The following is an 18,485-nucleotide window of genomic DNA, read 5'->3' on the forward strand; positions in this document are numbered from 1 at the left end:
TGAGTCAATTTCATAATTTTGAGACCTTACGGCTCTAAGCTTAAAATGACAAGAAAATAGAGCACCTCCCCAAATCCTGTATAATGAGAGTTACTACACACAAATTAACAGATTGGAGAAATGCTCTATGCCTATTATACGACAAGAAAGCCTGTTTGATATGCAAATTTTATATGATTTGAAACCTACTCATCGTTTTAACTCAATTTTATCTGATATTGATATCCACCCAATTCTTGATGTTGTCATGAAAAAGTCCCATTTAGGCGCTCCACAAACGCTTAATTATCCAGCAATGATTTATTCATTAATCATTCGGATCACTGAGCACATTCCATTTATCAAAGATTTGATAGCACGCCTTCGTACAGATTTACGTTTCAAGGTTGATTGTGGTTTCCTCGTGTCGGATGAAATCCCATCAGAAGCCTCTTATTCGCGTATGATTACATTAATCAGTGAATCAAATGCATTGGAAATTGTTCAAGAACGTTTACTTCTACAGGCTATTAATGAAGGTTACGTCTCGAATGAAATAGTCGCAATCGATGCAACCCATGTGGATGCTCGTGATTGCGCTCCTTCTAAGAAAGGACAATTAGTGAAAGAACCGAAAAAACGAGGTCGTAAAAAGAAAGAAGAACGTGAACAATGGCTTTTAGAAAAAGCAAAGGAAGAGGCGAATCTTCCACTATATGAAAAGACAATTGCCGCTCAATTAGATGTCTCTCTTTCAGAACTCCGATCTTCTGTACCTATCCAACCCCAATAAAAAGCCAATACATCGTTCAATCCTTATTTTCTTCAGGAAGTTTGAATGATGGAAAAGCAGCTATTCCCTTGTTGAAAGGCATCCAGGATCGTTTCTCTTCCTTAAATATTGCCTATGCAACGATGGACGCCGGGTATGATTACGTTCCGATTTATCAACAGGTTTATCGCATGGGTACACAATCCGTCATTGCCTATAATAAAAAGAATGAACCAGAACCTATTGGTTTTGATAATCATTTCGCTCCAACTTGTGCACGGGAATATTCTTATCGATATGACAATTATGATGCTAAACATGAGACGCTAAAGTATACACGTCCTCATGAATGTAACGATTGTCCATTGGCTCACGATAGCTTATGTCAAAAAGGAGGACATTATTTCTTTAAAAAAATTAAAAAAGCTATTAAACATTTCCAATAACTAACGATATATATATTGTAAGGCACAGGAAGTACATAATACGACCTGAACTCACAGCATTCCACACGGATGTGGAATACCAAAACAAACATTCAAGGAGGAATTCCAAATGAGAATTCAACACAACATTTCAGCATTAAACACACATCGTAACCTTTCTTTCAACAACACTCAAGCTTCTAAAAACCTTGAGAAATTATCTTCTGGTTACAAAATCAACCGTGCTGGCGATGACGCTGCTGGTTTAGCAATCTCTGAAAAAATGCGCGGACAAATCCGTGGTCTTGACATGGCGACTAAAAACGCTCAAGACTCAATTTCTTTAATCCAAACTACTGAGGGTGCTCTTAACGAAACTCACGCTATCCTACAACGTATGCGTGAATTAGCTGTACAATCTGCCAACGATACAAACGAAGACGCAGCTGATACAGACCGCCAAAAATTACAAGATGAAATTACTCAATTAACTGCAGAAATTACTCGTATCGCTGAAAACACTGAATTCAACAACATGAAAGTTTTAGATGGTTCTTTCACAGATAAGAAATTCCATATCGGTGCTAACTCAGGTCAAAATATCACTGTATCTGTTGGTAATATGGATGCAGCAACATTAGGTGTAGCTGCTGGTGATGTTGATATCACAACTCAAGAAGGTGCAGATAAAGCTATTAAAACGATCAACGATGCACTTAACACTGTATCAAAAGAGCGTTCTATGCTTGGTGCTGTTCAAAACCGCTTAGAGCACACTATCAACAACTTAGGTGCTTCTTCTGAAAACTTAACAGCTGCTGAATCACGTATCCGTGATACTGACATGGCAAAAGAGATGATGGGCTTCACAAAGAACAACATCTTAATGCAAGCTGCACAATCTATGCTAGCGCAAGCTAACCAACAACCACAAGGTGTTCTTCAATTATTACAATAATTGATGACAGTAACCCTGTTTCTCAAATGAGAAACAGGGTTTTTTGTATTTTTTGAAAACCTCCTGTGTGTGGGGTTCCGGAAAGCTATTAGCTATGGACAATAAAAAAAATCCAATCGTACAATAAAGTCAGGTCTGGTCAACCGACTTCGTACGAAAGGAGCCCTAAAAAATGGATAATAATAGTTTAGCACATACAACATGGAATTGTAAGTATCACATCGTCTTCGCACCGAAATATAGAAGACAAGTTATTTATGGTCAAATCAAGGCGGATGTAGGAAGAATTCTACGTCAGTTGTGTGAAAGAAAAGGTGTAGAAATTATTGAAGCATCAGCATGTCCGGATCCTATACATATGTTGGTGAGTATACCGCCGAAACTAAGTGTATCTTCGTTCATGGGCTATATAAAAGGGAAGAGTAGCTTAATGATTTTCGACCGACATGCCAATTTAAAGTATCGATATGGAAATCGACAATTTTGGTGTAGAGGATACTATGTGGATACAGTCGGTCGAAATCGAAAAGTGATTCAAGAGTATTCAAGAACCAATTACAGGAAGATATCCTACATGATCAAATGACAATGAAAGAATTCATTGACCCGTTCACGGGAGAAGAAATCAAGAGAAAGGAAAAAAAGTAAATCGCTTTAGCGGTTCGTGTGGAAACGGAGTGCGGTTGGCGGACCTTTCAGGATGTCTTTAGACATGGGCCAGTACCCCAGCGTTTCACGCGCAGAGCAAACCACCAGTTAAACTGGTGGTTCTGATTGACGAAAGAAATATTTGAAATGATGGGGAAGTTATTGATAAAGTATAATCTAAGCCGATATATTAGTAGAGGTATAATTATGGAAAATTAACTTGTTATTGAACAATCTAAATGAAGAATGGACATATGACATTAAAAGTAAAATATTACTTTTTACGTAGTAATATAACCCAATAGTTAGTGTGCAGAAGCTTGCAGAAAAGCAGTATGAACCACATTATTTACAAATTTTCTTTGACTATGGTTTAGGTTATATAGGAGATAGGCTAAAAGTACATACAATTTGAGTTTGATGACCCTTTAATAGTGATTGAACCACGATTTAATGATTTCCTGTTAGAGGTGCAAGATAAACTTAAAGTAAATGAGTAGATTAACTTTTATACAATGTTAAAAGGTTTAGCTGTATTAAAAGGAAAAGGTTTAACTATTTTTAATGATAAAATTTTAAAACACTGGGTATGGTAAATAGAGAAATTGCTGAGCTATCTCCAAATGTGCAAATGGATTCACTCATATTAGAGGTTTTAAAAAGTTATTTAGAGAAAGAGAATGAAAGAGAAAATAGAGTATATAATCAAAAAGACTCTATTCTCAACTTTTAGAAGCAACTAGAAAACGAAAATATATACAAAATGTAAAAACGAATTGACAATTAAAAATTAATAAAAAGTGAGGAATAATGATGACAGAAATTTTAATGGATACAGTGCAAAGCTTTAACGAATATTTACCCAGAGTAGCAACTGGAAGTCTAGAAATAGCTGTAAAGTTAAGAAGTGATCAAATAGCTAATGCCTTGAAAATGATTTTAGAGTTTTCAGAAGGAATGTCATGGCTTGTAGAGGCGAGTGAACTCTTCAAAGCAAATGAGGTAAAAGTATCTATACAAATTGAAAAAATTCAGGGATTTTTTCAAGAAATCAATACGGGGCTTGAAATGCAGGATTATGTATTAGTAGCAGATATGTTTGAGTATGAGATTGCACCTTTCTTTGAAGAAGCAACATTAATTGAAATACAGTCAAATTAATGCACTGACTTGTAGAACATTCAAAAGGTGGCTCATATACGCTTCAATCGAACGATGTTTACCTTTATAGTAAATATCGCTCAAACAAGATATAGAGAAATTTATTAGAAAAGAGTAATAAAACAGTCTAAACAATATATTTTATTCGGGTTACGCCTTGGTTATCATGCTGAGGCTTTTCTAAATAGTAATCCAACTTCTACTTGCGGATAAGAAAGAACTAGAGTTGTGTAAAGTGTATGGTGCTGCCCCATGCGAATTTATTAATTGTAAAGTCCATTACAATGGTTAAAAAAATAGGATTTGGATGTATAATCTAAATGTAAAAGAGGTATTAAATCTTATAATAAAACAAACTAGTTTTCTTAGCACAGGAGGAATTTACCTTAAAGCATATTCTCTTAATGAGATATTTGTAGTACAAACTGAACAATTGAAAGTGATAAAATCATTTAGCTACTGAAACAGTAAGACTTGTAATGAGTGAAATTCATTCTTACGATATAGATAATAGAATTGATTATACTATTTGTGATACGTTGAAAAAAGAAATGTTTTGAAACACTACGATTTCAACTAAAATAAAATACTTGTTGTCATGAAAGCATGGCAACAAGTATTTTTTTGACTATTTACTTTGATTTGATATTATATTAAGTTTCAAATGTATGATTTTAAAAATGCAAAAAGTGACCGATATATACAATACATGCTAAAGGTCGAATGATAATATATATACTTAGAAGTTCTATAGAATAGAGGAAATAAAAAGATGAATATACTAGAAAATAAAACCGTATTAGTAACAGGCGGTACGGGGTCTTTTGGTAAAAAGTTTGTCAAACAGGCCTTAAAATTTAATGTGAAAAAAATTATAATATTCAGTCGAGATGAATTGAAACAGTATGAAATGAGACAACAATTTCATGATGAACGTGTTCGTTTTTTTATTGGGGATGTTCGCGATAAGGAGCGTTTAGATCGTGCGTTTGATGGAGTAGATATTGTTGTGCATGCTGCTGCGATGAAGCATGTGGAAGCCTGTGAATATAACCCGTTTGAGGCGATAAAAACTAACATCCATGGAGCACAAAATATTATCGAAGCTGCCATTGATTGTGGTGTTGAAAAAGTCATTGCTTTGAGTACAGATAAAGCATGTAGTCCGGTTAACTTATACGGGGCAACAAAGCTTGCTTCGGATAAATTATTTGTTGCGGCTAACTCTTATGTTGGTTCGAAAAAAACAGGTTTTTCTGTCGTACGATATGGTAATGTGGCTGGGAGTCGAGGTAGTGTGGTACCGTTCTTTAAACAAGTAAGAGAAACAGGAACAATACCAGTGACTGATCACCGTATGACACGTTTTTGGATTACTTTAGATCAAGGCGTTCAATTTGTAATCGATAGTCTAGAGCGTATGCATGGTGGCGAAATTTTTGTGCCAAAAATTCCAAGTATGAAGGTAATGGATTTAGCTCAGGCGATTGCACCTGAATGTCAAGTTGAAATTGTCGGTATTCGACCTGGAGAAAAGTTGCATGAGGCAATGATTATGGAGGATGATGCACGACATACTGTGGAATTTGATGATCATTATGTCATTCAACCAGAATTTCCGTGGTGGTCTAAAAAGTTTGCAGAGGGTGGAAAGTCATTACCAGAAGGGTTCGCATACACGAGTGATAATAATACGGAATGGCTAACGATTGAACAATTGGAAAAGCTGTCGGAGGATATATCATGATTGCGGTTATAGGCGGAGCAGGATACATAGGCTCACATACAGTGAAATATTTAATGCAGCAGGGCAAAGATGTAGTCGTGTTTGATAATTTAAGCACGGGTCATGAAGAGTTTATCCCTTCAAATGTTCCTTTAGTCAAGGGAGATTTAGCAAATAAAGAGGATTTACAAGGCTTGTTTACTCAATACCCTTTAATCGATACTGTTGTTCATTTTGCTGCTTTTGCATACGTTGGCGAATCTGTTGAAAAACCAGCTATTTACTATCAAAATAATGTTGTAAATACGATTTATTTATTGGATATGATGCTGCACTATGAAGTGAAAAGTATTGTGTTTTCTTCTACTTGTGCAACTTATGGGAACCCTATAGAGTGGCCGATAACGGAGACGCATCCGCAAAATCCCATTAATCCATATGGACGTACAAAATTGATGATGGAGCATATTTTAGAAGACTATTCACATGCATATGGTTTGAGATTTGTGGTACTTAGATATTTTAATGCAGCTGGTGCCGATATTGAATGTGAAATTGGTGAATGGCATGAGCCAGAGTCACACTTAATCCCACTTGTATTAGATGTTGCAATTGGAAGAAAAACTTCAATCTCGATATTTGGTGGAGATTTCGATACCTTAGATGGTACCTGTGTTCGTGACTATATTCATGTCACAGATTTAGCGGATGCACATAGCAAGGCTGTTGATTATTTAAAGGGGAATGGTGAAAATCTTACATTAAATTTAGGTAATGGTTTGGGTTATTCCGTGTTAGAGATTATTCAAATGATTGAGAAAGTTACAGAATGTAGCATTCCAATTGTTATTACAGAGCGTCGTTCTGGAGATCCAGCGAAACTTATTGGCTCAGCGGTAAAAGCTGGGGAATTACTAGGTTGGCAGCCACAATATGACTTAGAAAAGATTATTGAAACGGCCTGGCAGTGGCATGTGAAGAAATTTGGAGGTATGAAATGAAACGTATACTAGTGGCAGGTGGAGCAGGTTTCTTAGGCTCGCATTTAATCGATAGACTAGTAGAACAGGGTCATACAGTTGTATGTATGGATAATTTACAAACAGGAGAAATGGCTAATATTAGCCATGTACTACATAAAATTCAGTTTGTTCATCATGATATTATAGAACCTTTTCCTGAATTAGGACAGTTTGATGAGATTTATAATTTAGCTTGTCCAGCTAGCCCTTTACATTATCAGGCAGATCCTGTTCATACATTTAAAACGAGTGTATTAGGTGCTCTGAGTATATTAGAGCTTGCTAGTAAAACAGGTGCAAAAGTATTTCAGGCATCTACTTCGGAGGTTTATGGAGATCCTTTAGTACATCCGCAGCCTGAGCATTATTGGGGACATGTCAATCCGATTGGCATCCGTAGTTGCTATGACGAAGGAAAGCGCGGAGCAGAAACGTTATTTTTTGATTATGCACGTATGTATGATATCGAAATTAAAGTGGTCCGCATTTTTAATACATATGGCCCAAGAATGGATGCTAGGGACGGACGTGTTGTGAGCAATTTTATTGTCCAGTCCTTACTGAAGAAACCTTTAACTATATATGGTGATGGCAAACAGACACGCTCTTTCTGCTATGTAGATGATTTGATAGAAGGTTTTTTACGATTAATGGAAACAGCAAAGGAAGTTACAGGACCTATAAACCTAGGCAATCCGAATGAATTTACAATGCTTGAACTTGCAGAAAAAGTTGTGAAATGGACGGGGAATGATACACCATTACAATTTGAAAAGCTTCCACAAGATGACCCAAAACAACGCCGACCGGTCATTGCTGAAGCAAAACGTATCCTAGATTGGGAGCCAAAAGTCATGTTAGATGAAGGACTTCAGAAAACAATCGCTTATTTTGCGAGTAAAGTGCAGGAGAGATGAAAGATGCAAAGAGTACGTAAGGCAGTTATCCCAGCAGCTGGCTTGGGAACAAGATTTTTGCCTGCAACAAAAGCACAACCGAAGGAAATGCTACCAATTGTAGATAAACCTACGATTCAATATATTGTAGAAGAAGCAGTAGCATCGGGAATTGAAGATATTATTATCATTAGTGGACGCAACAAACGTTCAATCGAAGATCATTTCGATACGAATTATGAATTAGAACATTCATTGGAAATGAAGGGGAAGCTGGATGATTTAAGAGAAATCGAAGCTATTTCAAATCTAGCGAATATACACTATATACGCCAAAAAGAAGCAAAGGGCCTTGGAGATGCCATTTATTGCGCACATCGTTTTATCGGAGACGAGCCATTTGCTGTCTTACTAGGTGATATTATTTTACAAGCACCTACGCCTGCGTTAAAACAATTAATCGATACATATGATCGCGAGAAGGTTTCTGTCATCGGTGTTCAACAAGTACCGATGGAAAGTGTCCATAAATATGGTGTGATTGATCCAGCTGTAGAGATGCAAAATGGCAAGACCATTGAAGTAAAGGGTTTTATTGAAAAGCCTACGAAAGAGGCTGCACCCTCTAACTATGCTATTATGGGACGTTATGTCCTAACACCTTCGATTTTTGAAAAGTTGGAAGCTACTGAACCTGGTGCAGGTGGGGAAATCCAGCTAACAGATGCAATCCAATTGTTAAATCAAGAAGAACGAGTAGTTGCACAAGATGTTGTAGGACAATTATATGATATCGGTAGTAAAATTGGCTTTGTCCAAGCGACGATAGACTTTGCACTGCAACGTGAGGATTTAAAAGAGGATGTTCAAGCTTACATCAATATGAAAGCAGGGATAACAAAGTGAACGTAGGCATCATAGGCACAGGATATGTAGGCTTAGTAACAGGCGCCGTGTTATCAGAAATCGGGCATGTTGTTACTTGTTTAGATATTAATGAAGAAAAGATCAATACCCTTAACAAAGGGCAATCGCCAATTTATGAACCTGGATTAGATGAAATACTAGCACGTAATATTGAGGCAAATCGTTTATGCTTTACAACAAGTACACAAGAAGCATTTGCACAGGCGGATATAATTTTTATAGCTGTCGGTACACCTCAAGGAGAAGACGGGGCGGCGGATTTGTCTTATATCGAACAAGCAGCAAAAGATATTGCAATCAATGTAAATCATAATGTGATTGTTGTCGTGAAAAGTACGGTTCCTGTAGGTACGAATGATAGAGTGGAAGGAATTATTCATGCGAATATGACAGCGGGCTTACAAATTCATGTAGTATCTAACCCAGAGTTTTTACGAGAAGGACATGCAATTAACGATACATTTTACGGAGATCGTATTGTGATAGGAGCAGAAGATTCAATTGCTAGAGATAAGGTAGAAAGTCTGTTCAAGTCACTTAACATACCAATTATGCATACAAATCGTCGCAGTGCGGAAATGATTAAATATGCGTCAAATGCCTTTCTAGGAGTGAAAATTAGCTATATCAATCAAATTTCTAATTTATGTGAAGCACTAGGGGCAGATGTGAATGCTGTAGCAGATGGTATGGGCATGGATCATCGAATAGGGCGCGCGTTTTTGAATGCTGGATTGGGCTATGGTGGATCATGTTTTCCAAAGGATACAGAAGCATTAATATATTTGGCAAGTGAAAATGGTGTGAATCTAAGCATAGTACAGTCCGCTATACAAGCTAACAGCGAGCAACGGTATATATATGTTCAAAAAGTTATAAATCACTTTAAAGGTGAGGTTGTAGGAAAAAAAATTGCAATATTAGGGCTAGCATTCAAACCAAATACGGACGATATGCGAGAAGCCCCATCTATCATGATCATTAAGGAATTAGTGGCAAGAGGTGCTGAAATTTCAGCGTATGACCCAGTTGTAAAAAAATCCCCGTATTTGGAGGGAATAAAGTTAACTTATGCAGCTACTAAGGAAGAATGTGTATCAGAGTCAGATGCAATCTTGCTAGTTACAGAGTGGTCAGAGTTTATAGAGGCAGATTGGGCTAAGTTAATGACTTATTCTAACAATGCGGCTGTCTTTGATGGAAGGCATATACTTAAATTTTAGTGGCTACTGGAGGTGGATGAAGTGAGCAAAATTCAAGTTGAAGTACTTGACAGTAAAATAGGGGTTCCAGCTTTACAAGTAGAGATTGTTGATAAAAAAATGATGCTCCATAGTAAATATAATCCTGTGCAGGAAGCTGAGCGTTTTATCGATACTCTTAAAGGAAAAATAGAAGAATCAGAGCATATTTTATTTTACGGAGTGGGATTAGGTTATCATGTTCGATACTTTTGTGAGCAGTTCCCTGAAAAACTTGTTTCGGCATATGAACCAGTTGCTGAGATTGCTACAATTTCTTTAAAGAAGCTTGCTATAACCAAATTTCCTAAAGATAAATTAATGAATTACATCGTAGAAGATAGTCAACATCCTTTAGTTCAGAATTTGGAGTTACTTAGTGAGCTAATTCATCAAAAAATGCTGTTGATTGTGTTGCCTGTGTACGAAAGATTATTTTCAGAACAAACAAAGGAATTCAGAGAAACATTAAAATCCTTATTAATGAGTAAAGGATCCAATATGGTGGCAGCTTCACTTTTTTCAAAAAGATGGACGCTGAATGCATTGATGAATTTATCAGGAACATTTAAACATGAAAATATAATCTTACATAAGAAAAAGTTCTTTAAAAACAAGCCAGTTATATTAGTAAGTGCGGGCCCCTCTCTTGATGAAGAACTAGATAATATACGAATTATTAAAGAGCGAGGCTTGGCATATATTTTTGCTGTTGGTTCTGCAGCTAAGGTATTGGTACTGAATAACATTTACCCAGATGCAATGTGTACATATGATCCACAATCACATAATCACACTGTTTTTAAAGAAATATACGAGCACGGAATTACTGATATTCCAATGGTTTATGGTACTACGGTAGGTTTTGAAACTGTACAATTTTATCAGGGACCAAAGCTATATTTTGTAACATCACAGGATCGTATTACCCCACAGTTCCATAAAGAACAAATACCTGTTATTTCTGATGCACCAACAATTGCATTAATTATGCTACAAATTTTCCACGCTCTAGAAGTAAAACAAGTATATCTTGTTGGTCAAAATTTAGCATTTAAAAAGAATAAGTATTATTCAGAAGAAATAAAAAGATACGATTACGAGAAAAAGGAACTAACAAATAGTTTAATACAGAAGCTTGATTTAATTAATTCATTTGAAGTGAAAGATGTTCATGGTGGCAAAGTCATGACAAACGATAGTTTAAATAGAATGAGGCTAGATATAGAGAAGTATATAGATTTTGTAAATATGTCTGTCATTAATACTACTAATGGCGGTGCAGCTATTAAAGGCGCAAATTTCAAACCTCTGCAACAGATAATCGAAGAATTATCGGGAAAAGTTGTAGTAGATGAATGGTGGAAGTCAATACCACTAGATGGATTTAACGAGTTAAATCAAGCATTTAAAAAGAAATATAGAAAAGAATTTGAGCTATTTATTCAATTAGATAAAGAATTGGAGAACTATTTAAATGACTTTAATGAGTCTTTGATAAGTATAAAAGAAAATCAAATTAATCAAAAACTTGAGGAGTTGGAGAGACTTTTCGAAAAATATCAAAGAAACATATTCTTTCTGACGACTATTTCACTAATAGCAAAGCTTGCATTTGAAAAATTGAATGCGGAAAAACAAATTATAAGTAAGATGGATAGTTCGATAAAAAAAGTTGAGAGTACCATTCAAATGTACAATGGCTATCTGAATAATTGCCGAGCTTTTTATCGAGATCTTGCTCCAATCATTACTAATCTAACGTTGTTGGAATTAGAGAAACAATTAGAAACAAAAGGCTATAATAGTACTTCAGGTGTTTTTCATTATGTAGGAGGTTGGAAGAAAAAATATCATACCTTGAATGAGAATGATGTATCCAATTATAGTATTTATACATCAGGAGTAGAAACAAAAGAAAAAGGGGCACAAATAAATTTCCGATTTTATGGAGAAACATTAAAAGTGTTCGGGACAGTGCATTCTAAGAATGCGCTAAAGCTTCAAGTTATGATTGATGATAAAGTGGACACAATCATACTGACCGATGGTGTTAATGAAGATAAGTATGGCTCATTTATGCGTCAGAAACTATTTGAAACATCAGGTCTAGATGGCAAAATGCATGATGTTGAAATTTGTATTCTATCAGATAATCCTTCAATTGTTTTTGAAGGAATTGAAATTTGTTCAACTGGTAGGGCGTATCACATAGATGAAGTAATTTCTGTAGGAGAGCTTGAAATTGGGAAGCGGATTCGTTGTCATTATAAAGCAATCTATAATCAAGTTGGAGAATTTTCAGGTCTTGGAGATGAAATAAGTAATCATTTACCAGTTATTTCAACTGCATATCCGAATGGAGATTTTTATTTTATTATGGTGGATGAAATTGATAGAGAGAAGAAGTTGATTGCAGATCGGGTTCTTCAAAATTATGTTAGTTGGAATGAACTTACTGTACATCTGAAAAATAGTATAAATCTAATGGAAATTACCTTACCAACAGGTAATAGTACATATAGTAATGAAACAGATATTGATAAACTTCAGGATTTAGATTCGAAATTTATTAGCCAAAATAAAAATAATATTATGTGGAATTATGATAGTAATTCATCAACTTGGATTAATGAAAATATGTGGTGTGATGTAAAAGAGAAGTTAAACTATGTTGGTTTTAGAGGAAGTAACATTGGAACTAAAGATAAAGATTTTAACACACTATATATCAGGCGGGAGAACACAATAGGAGCACATGTCGGTTTTCGCCCTTTATTAATCTTGTGAGGAGTTGTTAAGTTTGAGAGCGGCCATATATGGAGCTAGTTCATCAGGGTACTATGCAAGTGAAATTTTAAAACTACAAGGTTATACAATTATGTTTTATATAGATCAGACTGGTACAATTACAGATGCAAGAAATTTTGATAATGTAATCGTTTATAAGAGTGTTGCTGAAATTCAAGATGAAAGCATAAATAGTATAGACTTCCTTCTAATTGCTCTTGGTAATAAAGATGAGTCAAGATTGCTTCAACAAAAATTATCTTCAGTAATTCATAAACCTATTAAAACAATACATGATGAACCGTATGATTTAATCTATAAGCAATTAAAAAAACAAAAATACAATTATTTAGAGGAATGTGGCTTTTATAGAAGTATTAATGAAATGAAATCTGTAGATAAAAATGGAGAACCTATTCCTTGGATTACATATCCTTGTATTGAATTTTTATCGAGTAGAATAAATAAAAATATGAAAGTTTTTGAATATGGATCAGGTAATAGTACATTGTGGTGGTCTAAAAGAGTCAATAAAATTTTTGCTGTTGAACATGACAAAGAATGGTATATGCAGGTTGAAAGTCAAACTAAAGATACTAATGTCGGAATAGTTCATAGAGAATTAATTTATAATGGAAATTATTCGAAAGAAATTTTGAAACATAAAGATATCGATATTGTGATTATAGATGGTCGAGATAGAGTGAATTGTGCCATCAATAGTCTACATTCTTTGAGTAAAAGCGGAGTTATAATTTGGGATAACACGGATAGAGAATGTTATAAAGCAGGATATGAATATTTGAATAAGAGGGGATTTAAACATATTGAATTTATTGGAATGATTCCAATTTATGATTTTAAATCACAGACGAGTATTTTTTATAAAAATGATAATTGTTTAGGTTTATGAAAGAGTTGTAATTGTCCAAAATACGAATCGCCCTATTCAAGCAATATTATAAATTGTCAGAGATACATAATTAAGTTTAGGGGCTTTTATATCTTAATAAAAAAAAGTATCAAGAATCTATTATATTCATATGAATTGAATTTAATATAGAAGATAAAATCAGGGGCATTTAACGGAGTGCAAAATGGAAATATTTAATTCCAAAAGTGTGGTCTAACTCCACCGTATTTAGACGGTATCAGCTTTTAGTCTTTCCCGTATCGATCCATACTTCAATTGAGAGGTGGAGGTATGGACGATTATAAAAAAAATAGTCATGCAATACAGGATATAAAGTACCTTGTGATATGAGTAACAAAATATAGATGTAAAATATTGAGGGGTCCAAAAGCAATTCGAACAAGAGAATTAGTAAGACAGGGGTGTGAAGCAGGGCTGATAATGATTATGCAAGGTAGTGTAGGGAAAGATCATATTTATTTATTACTATTACGTCCAGTAAGTTAAGCACCCAGCAAAATCATGCAATTCCAAAAAGAAGGTCGTCGAGATTACTGCAAGACGAGTTTTCTGAGCTAATAAAAAGTATTGTGACAATATTTGTTGGAGAGAGGGTACTTTTGTGCGACTGTTTGAACAGTTACAAAGGAAATCATAAGAAACTATATAGCTAATCAATTCAGCGAAGAAAAGAATGATATCTTCAATATTGAATAATGGGTTTAGTCAGTATTCAGTGTGCAAAAGTACAAGAGCTTTAAGAAAGCCTTCGAGATGCTTAAATTATAGGGATATGAAATTTTATTTTATATAGATCAAACAGGAATGATTTGTGACACGATATATTTGAAAAAGAACGTTTTTTATCAAAGCGTTGAAGAAAGTAGTCCTGTTGATAAGAATGGAAAACCATTATCGTGGATTACATATCCTTTATTGAATCTATTAAAGATAGAGTAAATGAAACTATGAAAAATTTTGAATATGGCTCTGGAGTAGTACTTTATGGTGGTCTGAAAAAGTTGATAGTATTATATCGGTAGAACAGGATAAACAATGGTTTGAAAAGGTTAGTAATAATTAGTGTGGAAAAAATATCAATTTATAAAGAGTTATTTTATAATGGAGAGTATTCAAAAGAAGTATTAAATCATAAAAATCTCGGTGGTAATAGATGAAAGATATAGAGTGAATTGGGTAGTTAGTAGTTTAAGTTCAATAAATGAAGACAAAGGTTTTGATAATTTAATAAAACGCGGCTTTAGAAAGATAGATTTTGTTGAAATGGCTTCGATGTGCGATTTTAAAACACAGACAAGTATTTTTATAGAATTAACAATGATTTTGGTATCTAATAACAAAAAGAAATTCAGAGGTGTATTATGCTCGATTTAATAGATAAAAAATTAATCTTTTGGGGTACGGGATCTTTAAGTAAAAAAAAATATTGTAATATTTTGCTAAATAGTCTACCCGTTGATATAGAATGTTTTATTGATAATGATAAAACAAAGGTTGGTCTTATGTTATTTGATAAGAAAATTCATCATTCTGAAGAAATTCATAATCTAATGACTAGTGAGCATTGTATCGTTATTTGTAGCTCTTTTGAAAAGGAAATTATAAATCAATTAGGGCATATGAGATTTAAACAGCAGATAGATTTCATCACATATAGGGAGTTCGACGATTATTTAGGATATTTAACTGCGTCTGAGCAGATTAAGTATTATGACAAACTAAAGGTTATTATCGGTGCATCTCAAACAAATCAGAAAGGGTGGATTTCTACAGATAAACCTTATTTGGATGTATTAAAGCAGGAAGATTGGAAGAATTTATTTGGAGGAAGGGAAATAAATTCTATTGTCGCAGAGCACGTTTGGGAACATTTAACTTATGAGCAAGGAGTAATAGCAGCCAAAAATTGCTTTCATTACTTAGAAAAAGGTGGTCGTTTAAGGATTGCAGTTCCAGATGGGAATCATCCGAATCCACACTATATTAGTTGGATAAAGCCAGATGGATTTGGTGATGGAGCTGAGGATCATAAAGTTTTGTACACCGTTGATATGATAACAGGTTTATTAAAGAATGCTGGTTTTAGTACTGTTGATATAATCGAATACTTTGATGAAAGTGGTAATTTTCATCAAAGCGATTGGAAGCTAGAGCATGGTTTTATTAGTAGAAGTAAGGATAATGATTCGCGAAATTGGCATGGTAATAATGTCTACTCGTCTTTGATTGTAGATGGAATAAAATAAAATCTAAGTTGAGGGATGCAAAATGAAAAAACCTGTAGCATTTATCATATTCAATCGTCCAGATACAACAGCTATCGTTTTTGAGGAAATTCGCAAATATTCGCCGAAACAGTTATTTGTTATTGCCGATGGTCCGAGAGCGTATAGAGAGGGCGAAGCGCAGTTATGTGCAGATACACGTGAACTTATACAGGTGGATTGGGATTGTAATGTGACATATATTTACTCAGACGAAAATCAGGGGTGTAAAAGAAGGATTTCTTCAGGATTGGATGAGGTGTTTTCGTATGTAGAAGATGCGATAATCTTAGAAGATGATTGTTTACCTCATACAGATTTCTTTAGCTTTTGTGAGGAATTATTAGAGTACTATCGAGAAGAAGAAAGAGTTATGACAATAGCAGGTAATAATTTTCAATTACCGTCATTTCAAATAGACGAAAGCTATTATTTTTCTGTATATCCAGAGTGTTGGGGATGGGCAACGTGGAAACGTGCGTGGGAAAAGATTGATATTAGTTTGGCGGAATGGTCTAAATATAAAGAATCGAATGAATTTGATGAAATTTATTACGATGTCTTCGTTAAAGAATTCTGGGAAAAAACATTTGATGATGTCGCCAATGGTCTTATAGATTCTTGGGCGTATCCATGGGTTTTTACTTCATTTATTAACAAAGGGTATACAATATTGCCTAAAAAAAATTTGGTTAGTAATATTGGTTTTTCGAAGGAAGCAACCCATACTAAAGAATATAATGATTTATTAGCTGAATTACCAGTTTATCCAATTGATTACCCTTTAATTCATCCCCAAAAAATTGTATCTAATTTTGAAGCGGATTTTTATACAACAGAAAATATCTTTAATGTGAAGTTTTTGAAAGAAAAAGCATCTACCACCGTTCTGAAAATGAAGTTTATAGAGAACTCTGTTGAAGAAATGAGTCCTATTAATTTTGAAATAGGAGAATTGTATATATTTGGATCAGGGGAATGGGGAGAGTTTTTACAAGGTTATATGGATGAAAGAGGATATCGTATTAAAAACTTCTTAGTAATGGAGTCTAATAATGTAGGGAAAGTATTAAATGGCATAAAAATCAAAGATATTCGAGATATAAGATTTAAAGCTGAAGATATAATTTTGGTAAGTATAGAGGGACATCATGATAGAAAAGTAATTTCTTTAATTAATGATTTAATACCGGAAGGTGTAAAAATAATTAATTGGAAAGATTTAATTGGGAATAAAAGCGGATAATATAAAAAATAGTAACAGGTGGTTTGGGTTTATAGGAACTAGAGGGGAGGGAGGCCATGATTTTAAATAAATTATTAAAATTCGATGGTGATATTTATATTTTTGGAACAGGTGCAATGGGGGTGAATGTTCTAAAAGAGTTGAACAAGAAAAAAATTAATATTAAGGGGTTTATAGATAATGATATTCTAAAACGTGGGAAAGTATTACAAGGGCTCAGAATTAATAAACCAGAAATTATAAATAAAGAGTCCTATATTGTAATTGCCTCATCGTGGTATTTAGAAATAGAGACACAACTCAAAAAAATAGGGCTAAAAAAATTTGACAACTATTTATATTGGGAAGATTTTTTTGGTATTTATGGGGATTTCGATAATTGGCAAGAAGCAGAAAGTTTAAGTAGAGGTTATAATTCAGAAATTATACTTAATAAGGTTAAGAGTTCCTTATTAAAGGTTAAACAGGGTGAAGCTGCATATGAAAGGGACTCCGTTTTATTTGATAAACCAGATTATTCTTTTCCATTGATTGCATCATTATTATTTATAGCAAATAGTAATGGAGGGGATTTAAACGTTCTTGATTTTGGAGGATCTTTAGGGTCAACCTACTATGAGTGTAAGAAATTTTTTGATTTTAGAAAAATAAATTGGAATGTTGTGGAACAGGAAGAGTTTGTTCGTGTAGGTAAAGAACATTTTGAAGATGATACACTTAAATTTTACGATAATATCCAAAAATGTATGCAGACAAAGAATATTGATGTGATAATTTTTTCAAGTGTTTTACAGTATCTTGAGGACCCATATCTAATATTAGAAGAGGTTATTGGAGAAAAGGTACCATTTATTTTGTTCGATAAGATGCCATTTAATAACAAAAAAGAAGATAGATTATCTATACAATACGTTCCTCCCAATATTTATGACGCAGATTACCCTGTTTGGATAATGAGTAAAGAAAAGTTAATAAATTTTTTTTATGGGAAGTATAATATCTTTCTTGAATTTGAATCACATCTTAAAATTAAAATTGATGGAGAATGGAAATCTTATGAAGGATTTTTAATGAAGAGAGGATAAAAATTAGAGATTGTTTAAAAATATTCTTGTCACTGGAGGCCTAGGGTTTATTGGGAGCAACCTAGCTATTAAATTAGTAGAACTTGTTGCGAATGTTACAGTGTAGATTCTTTAATCCCGAATTGTGATCCAAACTGGCATTTAAGCGTTATAATTCTTGACGATACAAATATCAGAAACAGTTTAAATCATTATTTAGAAGAAAGAGGTATAGGTGCTTTAATCCATTATCCAACACCTCTTCATTTACAGAGTGCATTTAATCAGTATGCTAAACTAGGTAATTTACTTAGTACAGAAAACCTTTGCGATAGAATTCTGAGTATTCCTTTAAATGTTACATTAATGAATAGAGAGCAAGAAGAAATTATAAAGAGCATAGTGTAGTTTGTTGAAGTTGGAAAGGAGTAA

Annotated in this window: 13 protein-coding genes and 2 pseudogenes; all 15 read left to right on the forward strand. The window is 34.0% G+C overall.

Going from position 1 to position 18,485, the window contains the following annotated elements:
- Positions 1-127: 127 nt before the first annotated feature.
- Positions 128-1,143 (forward strand): annotated as a pseudogene (locus C9J31_RS23510) (transposase); the annotation flags it as partial.
- A 163-nt stretch (positions 1,144-1,306) separates the two neighbouring features.
- Positions 1,307-2,134, forward strand: coding sequence for a flagellin Hag (gene hag, locus C9J31_RS03555; RefSeq protein ID WP_107947412.1), 828 nt, complete (start codon positions 1,307-1,309; stop codon positions 2,132-2,134).
- Between the two features lie 172 nt (positions 2,135-2,306).
- Positions 2,307-2,782, forward strand: a pseudogene (gene tnpA / locus C9J31_RS03560) (IS200/IS605 family transposase).
- Between the two features lie 810 nt (positions 2,783-3,592).
- Positions 3,593-3,943, forward strand: a complete 351-nt coding sequence (locus C9J31_RS03565; protein ID WP_244854870.1) for a DUF8042 domain-containing protein — start codon at positions 3,593-3,595, stop codon at positions 3,941-3,943.
- Positions 3,944-4,715: 772 nt separating this feature from the next.
- Positions 4,716-5,690, forward strand: coding sequence for a UDP-N-acetylglucosamine 4,6-dehydratase (inverting) (gene pseB, locus C9J31_RS03570; RefSeq protein ID WP_193766971.1), 975 nt, complete (start codon positions 4,716-4,718; stop codon positions 5,688-5,690).
- Positions 5,687-6,670: a UDP-glucose 4-epimerase GalE gene (gene galE / locus C9J31_RS03575; RefSeq protein WP_107947408.1), complete on the forward strand. Its 984-nt coding sequence runs from the start codon at positions 5,687-5,689 to the stop codon at positions 6,668-6,670. Before pseB ends, galE begins: the two co-directional genes overlap by 4 nt.
- Entirely contained in the window at positions 6,667-7,608 is a 942-nt protein-coding gene (locus C9J31_RS03580; protein WP_107947406.1) for a UDP-glucuronic acid decarboxylase family protein, read from the forward strand. Before galE ends, C9J31_RS03580 begins: the two co-directional genes overlap by 4 nt.
- A 3-nt stretch (positions 7,609-7,611) precedes the next feature.
- Complete coding sequence (gene galU, locus C9J31_RS03585) at positions 7,612-8,493, forward strand: UTP--glucose-1-phosphate uridylyltransferase GalU (protein ID WP_107947404.1); 882 nt, start codon at positions 7,612-7,614, stop codon at positions 8,491-8,493.
- Positions 8,490-9,737 carry a UDP-glucose dehydrogenase family protein gene (locus C9J31_RS03590; protein ID WP_107947402.1) on the forward strand — a complete coding sequence of 416 codons (1,248 nt, stop codon included), beginning with the start codon at positions 8,490-8,492 and terminating at the stop codon, positions 9,735-9,737. The genes galU and C9J31_RS03590 overlap by 4 nt, the downstream gene beginning before the upstream one ends.
- 21 nt (positions 9,738-9,758) lie before the next feature.
- On the forward strand, positions 9,759-12,545 hold the full coding sequence (locus C9J31_RS03595) for a motility associated factor glycosyltransferase family protein (RefSeq protein WP_107947400.1): 2,787 nt from the start codon (positions 9,759-9,761) through the stop codon (positions 12,543-12,545).
- A gap of 13 nt (positions 12,546-12,558) precedes the next feature.
- Entirely contained in the window at positions 12,559-13,458 is a 900-nt protein-coding gene (locus C9J31_RS03600) for a class I SAM-dependent methyltransferase (RefSeq protein WP_107947398.1), read from the forward strand.
- A gap of 1,382 nt (positions 13,459-14,840) precedes the next feature.
- Positions 14,841-15,725, forward strand: a complete 885-nt coding sequence (locus tag C9J31_RS03605) for a class I SAM-dependent methyltransferase (protein ID WP_107947396.1) — start codon at positions 14,841-14,843, stop codon at positions 15,723-15,725.
- A gap of 22 nt (positions 15,726-15,747) precedes the next feature.
- On the forward strand, positions 15,748-16,989 hold the full coding sequence (locus tag C9J31_RS03610; protein ID WP_107923569.1) for a hemolytic protein HlpA-like protein: 1,242 nt from the start codon (positions 15,748-15,750) through the stop codon (positions 16,987-16,989).
- A gap of 56 nt (positions 16,990-17,045) precedes the next feature.
- The gene (locus tag C9J31_RS03615; protein WP_107947395.1) at positions 17,046-18,074 is read left to right on the forward strand and encodes a methyltransferase, TIGR04325 family; all 1,029 of its coding nucleotides are present in this window, start codon (positions 17,046-17,048) and stop codon (positions 18,072-18,074) included.
- A 114-nt stretch (positions 18,075-18,188) separates the two neighbouring features.
- Positions 18,189-18,461, forward strand: a complete 273-nt coding sequence (locus tag C9J31_RS24200; RefSeq protein WP_193766982.1) for a DegT/DnrJ/EryC1/StrS family aminotransferase — start codon at positions 18,189-18,191, stop codon at positions 18,459-18,461.
- The last annotated feature ends 24 nt before the right edge of the window (positions 18,462-18,485 follow it).

Source organism: Lysinibacillus parviboronicapiens, from assembly GCF_003049605.2.
Taxonomy (GTDB): domain Bacteria; phylum Bacillota; class Bacilli; order Bacillales_A; family Planococcaceae; genus Lysinibacillus; species Lysinibacillus parviboronicapiens.